5 protein-coding genes are annotated in these 6,681 nt (G+C 69.1%); 2 read left to right on the top strand and 3 right to left on the bottom strand.

The genetic code is table 11. From position 1 onward, the window contains the following. A partial coding sequence (locus N788_RS14855; RefSeq protein ID WP_034223544.1) for a hypothetical protein occupies nt 1-187 on the top strand: 187 nt, incomplete at its 5' end. A 3-nt stretch (nt 188-190) separates the two neighbouring features. After that, nucleotides 191-949 (top strand): class I SAM-dependent methyltransferase, encoded by a 759-nt coding sequence (locus tag N788_RS08120; protein WP_034223541.1) that lies wholly within the window; start codon nt 191-193, stop codon nt 947-949. Nucleotide 950: 1 nt separating this feature from the next. Here N788_RS08120 and N788_RS08115 read toward each other — a convergent pair whose 3' ends face one another. From N788_RS08115 to N788_RS08105, 3 genes are read right to left on the bottom strand one after another with little or no spacing between them, the layout of a single operon-like run. After that, nucleotides 951-1,751 carry an amidohydrolase gene (locus N788_RS08115; RefSeq protein ID WP_034223538.1) on the bottom strand — a complete coding sequence of 267 codons (801 nt, stop codon included), beginning with the start codon at nt 1,749-1,751 and terminating at the stop codon, nt 951-953. Nucleotides 1,752-1,753: 2 nt separating this feature from the next. Next, complete coding sequence (locus N788_RS08110) at nt 1,754-2,902, bottom strand: pyridoxal phosphate-dependent aminotransferase (protein ID WP_034223535.1); 1,149 nt, start codon at nt 2,900-2,902, stop codon at nt 1,754-1,756. A gap of 13 nt (nt 2,903-2,915) precedes the next feature. Further along, on the bottom strand, nt 2,916-6,560 hold the full coding sequence (locus tag N788_RS08105) for a S8 family serine peptidase (RefSeq protein WP_034223531.1): 3,645 nt from the start codon (nt 6,558-6,560) through the stop codon (nt 2,916-2,918). Nucleotides 6,561-6,681: the final 121 nt, after the last annotated feature.

Below are 6,681 nucleotides of genomic sequence, written 5' to 3'. Positions count from 1 at the left end.
CCACGGCGCCCGCCCTGGCGGCGGCGGCAAGCCCGCCGGCGGCAAGCCCGGATCGAGCCCCTACGGCGGCCCGAAGAAGCCCGGCGGCCCGCGACGTCCCGGCGGCGGTGGCGGTGGCCAGCGCCCGGGCGGTGGCCAGCGCGGCTTCAAGCCCAAGCGCCCCGAAGGCCTGCCCTCGGACGACTGAGCCATGACCGACGTCGAAGCGCGCTGCCTGGACCGTGAATGGTTCTATCCGTTCCGCCTGGTGTCCGGGCGCACGGTAGCGACCTATCCACCCCCGGAAGTGGCGCCGGTGCACACGACCCGCCTGGCGATGCTGGGCGCGGCCGTGCAGGCGCACTTCGGCGATCGCCCGCGTGCGGACCTGTCGGCGATCGACCTGGCCTGCCACGAAGGCTGGTTCGCGCACCAGCTGCAGGACCTGGGTTTTGGCAGCGTGCGCGGCTTCGATGCCCGCGCCGACCACGTCGAAAACGCCCGCCTGGCGGCCGCCGGATGCGGTCGCGAGCTGCGCTTCGACCAGGCCGACGTGCACGCGCTGGACGCGGCCAGCGCCGGCCGCGCCGACCTGGTGCTTTGCCTGGGCCTGATCTACCACCTGGAAAACCCGGTCGGTGCGCTCCGCACGGCGCATGCGCTGACCGCCGAAAACGGCCTGTGCCTGGTGGAAACCCAGGTCGCCCCGAACCTTTCCGGGCCGCTCGATTACGGCCACCACACCTTCGTCAAACCGATGGTGGGCAACTTCGCCATCGTCGACGAGACCGACGAAACCCATGGCCCCGAAACCTCCACCACCGGCATCTGCCTGGTGCCCAGCCTCGAGGCGCTGCTTTGGGTGCTGCGCAAGGTCGGATTCCGCGAAGCCCGGGTGCTCGACGTACCCGCCGACGGCTACGAACAGCTGCGCTTCGGCAAACGCGTGATGGTGGCCGCGCGCCGCTGATTCAGTCGATCAGTTGGAACCGGTCGGCGTCGAGCTGGGCCGGGAATCGTTCGCGATGTTCAGCCAGGCGCGCCGCGGACAGCACGGCGGTCGCGACCTGCGGCTGGTCGCCCAGCTCCAGCAGCGGCATGCCCAGGAAGTCGTGCACGGCGCTGTCGCCGGCGTAGGCGATGCCGTTGCCGTCGCTGCCGACGCGATTGACCGCAGCGACACAAGCCAGGTTCTCGATCGCCCGTGCCATCAGCAGCGTGCGCCAGGCGTGACGACGCGGCGCCGGCCAGTTGGCGACGAACAGCAGCAGGTCGTAATCGAAACGTCCCGGCGCCTCGGCGTCGAAACGGTTGCGGATGAACACCGGGAAACGCAGGTCGTAGCAGACCAGCGGACGCACCCGCCAGCCCTTCAGCTCGACGGTGACCGGCCGGCGGCCGGCGGCGTAACGCTCGTGTTCGCGCGCCATGCGGAACAGGTGGCGCTTGTCGTAGTGCTGCAGCTGCCCGTCGGGCGTCGCCCACAGCATGCGGTTGTAGACCCCCTCGCCCTCGCGGATCTGCACGCTGCCGGTGACCACCGCGTCGAGGCTGCGTGCCTGTTCGCGCAGCCAGGCGACGGTGGGCCCGTCCATGGTTTCGGCGTCGGCCAGGGCTTCGTTGCTGAACCCCGACGTGAAGGTTTCAGGCAGCAGCACCAGGTCGGTCTGGCCGGCCAGCGGAGCGATGAGCTCGGCGTAGTAGCTTCGATTGCCCGCCGGATCGTGCCAGCGGGTGTCACCCTGGACCAGGGATATCCGGAGGTCGTCCATGCTCAGATCGCCGAAAGCCGTTCAATGGCGGCGTCGAGCGTGGCCGGCTCCTTGGCGAAACAAAGACGCGCCAGGCGCTGGCCTTCCGGCGGCCTGGCGTAGAACGGCGACAGCGGGATCGCCGCCACGCCCTTCTCCACCGTCAGCCAGCGGCAAAATTCCGCATCCGGCAAGTCGCTGACCTTCGAATAATCGACCAGCTGGAAATAGCCGCCCGGGACCGGCAGCGGCTCGAGCCGGGTTTCCAGCAGCTGTTCGCGGAAGCGGTCGCGCTTGGACTGGTAGAACGCGCCCAGCTCTTCGTAATGCGACGGCTCGTTCTCGATCATGTCGGCGAAGGCGAACTGGGCGGGGGCAAAGGTGCAGAAGGTGTTGTATTGATGCACCTTGCGGAACTCGGCCGTCAGCGCCGGCGGCGCCACCGCGTAGCCGACCTTCCAGCCGGTGCAGTGGTAGGTCTTGCCAAAGCTCGAAACCACGAAGGCGCGCTCGGCCAGCTCGGGATGGCGAAGCACGCTTTCGTGGCGCGCCCCGTCGAAAACGATGTGTTCGTAGACCTCGTCGGAAAGCAGGACGATGGACGTGTCGCGCAGGATGTCGGCCAGGGCCTGCATGTCCGAAGCGCCGAACATCGCGCCCGACGGATTGTGCGGGCTGTTGACCATCAGCATGCGCGTGCGCGGCGTGATCGCCTCGCGTACCCGCTGCCAATCCACGCTGAAGTCCTGCGGATCAAGCGGCACATGCACCGCGACCGCGCCGGCCAGGTCGATGGCCGGCTCGTAGCAGTCGTAGCACGGGTCGAGCACGATCACCTCTTCGCCCGGCCGCACCACGGCCAGCACGGCATCGAAGATCGCCTCGCTGGCGCCGCTGGTGACCGTGACCTCGCTGTCGGCGTCCACCTTGCGGCCGTAGCAGCGCTGCGTCTTGGCGGCGATGGCCTGGCGCAGCGCCGGGATGCCGTGCATCGGCGCGTATTGGTTCCGGCCCTCGGCCATGGCCCGGGCCAGGGCGTCCACCAGGCGCTGCGGCACCGCGAAGTCCGGGAAGCCCTGGCCCAGGTTCACCGCCTTGTGCTCCAGCGCCAGCTGGGACATGACGGTGAAGATGGTGGTGCCTACCTTGGGTAGCTTGGTCTCCAGGCGCATCAGGGCTTCCCGGTCACGGGCAGCCCTGCGTACCGCCCAGCGGCACCACGGTGTCATTGACGTTCCAGGTGCCTGACACGCTGTTGCCGAAGGTCGCGTTCACCGTGATGCCGGTCAGGGCATTGGCGGTGAACTGGCGGCCCAGCGTACCCACCGGCGAACGCACCGGCGCGGCATGGGCGCCCAGCGGCGGGAAGCCCAGCAGCTGGTCGAGCTGGATCGTGCCGGCACCGGCATTGAAGGCGCCGCCCCGTTCGGCCGCCAGGAAGCGGGGCACGCCCAGGTCGTCGTAGATGAAGGCCGCGAAGAACTCGTAGTTCGGGTGCAGCTGCACGCTGTAGCCGCTGCCCGCCCGCGCCGGGTCGAACCAGTTGCCGCTGGCGTCCACCGGCAGGCCACCGATCGTCGGGCAGCCCACCAGGAAGGCGTCCATCGATTCGACGCCGGTGAACCCGTCGAGGTTGTAGGCGAAGCTGAACTTGCTGTCGGTCGTGGCGCTCATCACCGCTTCGCCGACTTCGACCAGGTGGTTGGCGTTGCCGTTCCAGGCCGCGCGGAAGATCGGCGTGGTCCAGGTCCCGTCATTGCCCGGCTGCGGCGCCTGCATGTAGTACCAGGTGGGCGTGCCGTCCTGGAAGTAGGTGTACCAGAGCACCGCCTGCTCGGCGCCGGCCGGGTACATGAAGATGCCGTGGCCGCCGCGGCCCGGGGCGTAGTAGGAGCCGCCCTTGACCTTGAGCGCCGCGCCGCTGGTGTTGATGCTGGCGGTCACGTCCACCAGGGTCGAATCACCGCCGGTGTTGACCGGGGTGACGTACCAGCGACCCGGCTGCAGGTTGCCGCCGCTGACCGTGATGGTCTGGTTGGCACCGGCGCCGGTGGAGGACAGCACGCCGGGGGCGCCACGCGCCGGGGCCGGCTGGATGACCGGACCGGTCGGGTTGGGCACGTGCGCCGCGTACAGCGACACCGACCCGCTGCCCTGGGTCTGGAAGGTCACCGAAGTGGCATTGGCCGGCACGTCGAAGACGAGGGTTTCATGCGCCACGCCCGCCGCCAGCGTCACCGCACGCGGCTGGCCGTCGGACAGGGCGTAAGGCGACGGCGCCGTGCCGTTGCGCTGGATGCGCACCGGAATCTCCAGGATGGTGTCGCCCGGCTGGCTCTGGATCGCCAGGTAGCCGTGGCGTTCCTGGCCATTGCCCATGGTCGGGTCGTCGTAGCCCAGGCGCACGGTGAAGCCGTCGTTGGTGCCGGTGTTGCCCGGGCCCGTGGCCACCAGCTCTTCGCCGGCACCGGCCGACTTGGGCACCACGGCGCGGCTGATGCGCACGTTGTTGCCCGAACCGGACCAGTTCTGGACCATCACCCAGAACTGCTGGGCGGCGCCAGCGCCGAACACTTCGAAGGAGCAGGTTTCGTCGGAATCGGCCGACTGCGAGGCGCACAGCAGTTCGTTCTCGTCCGGCAGGCCGTTGGCGTTGTTGTCGCGACCGACATAGAGATCGATGTCCGGCTGCGGCGCGGTGGTGGACACCCGGACCTGGAACACCTGGCCCGAACCGGCCGGCACGGAGAAGGTCTCGCTGAAGTTCTGCGCGACGTTGTCGAATGCGTCGTCGTTGGTCGGATCAACCGGGATGTTGCGGACCTGCACGTTGGCCGCGACCAGGTCGGTCGCGACGAAGCGGGCGTTGGGCAGGGGCAGCAGCGAGTGCAGGTCGACGTCGGCGAAGCCGCGTTCGTGGGCCGCGTTGATCACGATCTCGGCAGGTGCGCCCGACTCGTCCGACAGCGGCGAGAAATAGACCGCGACCGGCAGGCGCAGGTTGGGGCGTCCGTTGCCACTGGTATTGGTCAGGAGCACCTCGCCATAGACCCATTCGCCCACCAGCGAACTGTCCTGGACGGTGATGTTGAAGTTGATGGCGGTGCCGGCGTCGCTGGCGGCGAAGTTGGCGACGCTGGGCGTGATGGTCGCGCCAGCGGACAGGCTGGCCTGCACGCTGTAGGTGGTGCCGGCGGCACCGGGCATGGCCTTGAATGTACGGGTCAGCACGCAATCAACGAAGCAGCCGCCATGCGCCATGGTCGGCAGGTTCAGGTTCTCGGCGCCACCGGTGAAGATGCTCGCGCGGGCGTTGCGGAAAGCGCCGGCCGGCACCTCCAGGTACAGCCCGGCGCGCGCCGCCTTGGCGACGTCCACCATGCCCGAGCCCTGCTGGTGCGGCGTGGCCGGCGGCAGCTGCGCCTGCGGCCCGGTCTTGATCGAGGGACGGGCCGTGAGGTGCAGGGAGGACATCACCTGGTCGGCGGTCAGCGCCAGGTTGGTGGACTTGACCAGGGCCGCGGCGCCGGCCACGTGCGGGGTGGCCATCGATGTGCCACTGAGCTGGGCGATCGACGTCGTGCCCGTGCGGCCAGCGGAGATGATCGAAACGCCGGGCGCGGTGATGTCGGGCTTGATCACGCTGAACGGCACCACCGGGCCCCGGCCGCTGAAGCCGGCGAGCACGTCGGCGTTCTGGACGCCGTTGCGGTCGTGGGACGCGGCGGCGACGCCGAACGTCCAGGGTGAATTGCCCGGGTTGCTGACGGTACCGGCGTCGGGACCGTCGTTGCCGGCGGCGACGGCCGCGATGATGCCGGCCTCGCGCAGGGCGAGAAACGCTTCGGCGTCGTCGTACGGGGCGGCACCCACGTAGGTCCAGGGATCTTCGATGCCGCCACCGATCGAGTAGTTCACGACATCGACGCCGTCCGCGACCGCCTGGTCGATGGCGCGGATGGTGGCGCTGACGGGACAGGTGTCGACGCAGGCACGATAGACGATCAGGTTGGCCCGCGGCGCGACGCCGGAGTAAGGCGCAGCCCCGAAGGAATTGCCCACCGCGGTCGCCGCCACGTGGGTGCCGTGCCCGTCCTCGTCGATGGGATCGGACAGGCCGTTGTTGCTGGCGGTGAAGTCATACAGGCCGATGAGCTTGTTGTTGCAGGCCGCGGGCGTGGAAATGCAATAACCGCGGAACCCGCCCAGCGGGTTGGTATGGCTGCCGCCGGCAAAGGCGACGTGGCTGCGGTTGATGCCCGAGTCAATGACGCCGACCACCACGCCCTCGCCCCGGTGCGCATTGCCGGTGACGGCCCCGCTCCAGATCTCGTCGGCATTGATCCACTGCGGACCATGCGAGGTCATCAGGCGACGCTCGAAGTCGCGGCTGACGCTGGCGACGCCGGGCTGGCTCCGAAGCTCGTCCGCTTCCGCCTGGGTCAGCGACAGGGCCACGCCATTAGTGGCATGCGCGTAGGTGTAGGTCGGTTCGAGCTGGCGACCGAGGCGGGCCGAGAAGTCGGCCAGGCGTGCCTCGCGCAGGTCCGCCAGGTAATCCACGTAGTCACGGGCCGCGGCGCTGCGCGCATCGTACTTGCTGGCGCCGGTGGCCTGCGGGCTGGTGGCCGCCAGCTTCGGGCGGCGGGTGTCGCCGGGCTTGAAGCCGCGGAAGCTTGCCGCAGGGGCTTCTTCGAACACGACGATCCAGGAGCTCTGGGCGCTGACCTTGGCCTGGGTCGCGGCCGTCGAGCGCGCGCTGGCGTCCGGGGTGGCCAGGGGAAGGCCGAGGCCGAGTGCGATGGCGAGCATCAGGGGGCTGGCGCGCATGAATTATGTCCTGCGGATGAACGAGTCCCCGATTGTCCAGCACAGGGGTGTGAATATCAAAACAAGACAACGACAGTCATTTTCACCAGCCTGAACCGTCGGCCGGGCATCCCGTAACCGT

The organism is Arenimonas donghaensis DSM 18148 = HO3-R19 (assembly GCF_000743535.1).
Classification (GTDB): Bacteria; Pseudomonadota; Gammaproteobacteria; order Xanthomonadales; family Xanthomonadaceae; genus Arenimonas; species Arenimonas donghaensis.
This window is presented reverse-complemented; position numbering and strand designations above follow the sequence as displayed.

Coding starts and splice junctions, on each gene's coding strand:
- N788_RS08115 (WP_034223538.1), bottom strand. CDS start 1,751: ATGGACGACCTCCGGATATCCCTGGTCCAGGGTGACACCCGCTGGCAC.
- N788_RS08110 (WP_034223535.1), bottom strand. CDS start 2,902: ATGCGCCTGGAGACCAAGCTACCCAAGGTAGGCACCACCATCTTCACC.
- N788_RS08105 (WP_034223531.1), bottom strand. CDS start 6,560: ATGCGCGCCAGCCCCCTGATGCTCGCCATCGCACTCGGCCTCGGCCTT.
- N788_RS08120 (WP_034223541.1), top strand. CDS start 191: ATGACCGACGTCGAAGCGCGCTGCCTGGACCGTGAATGGTTCTATCCG.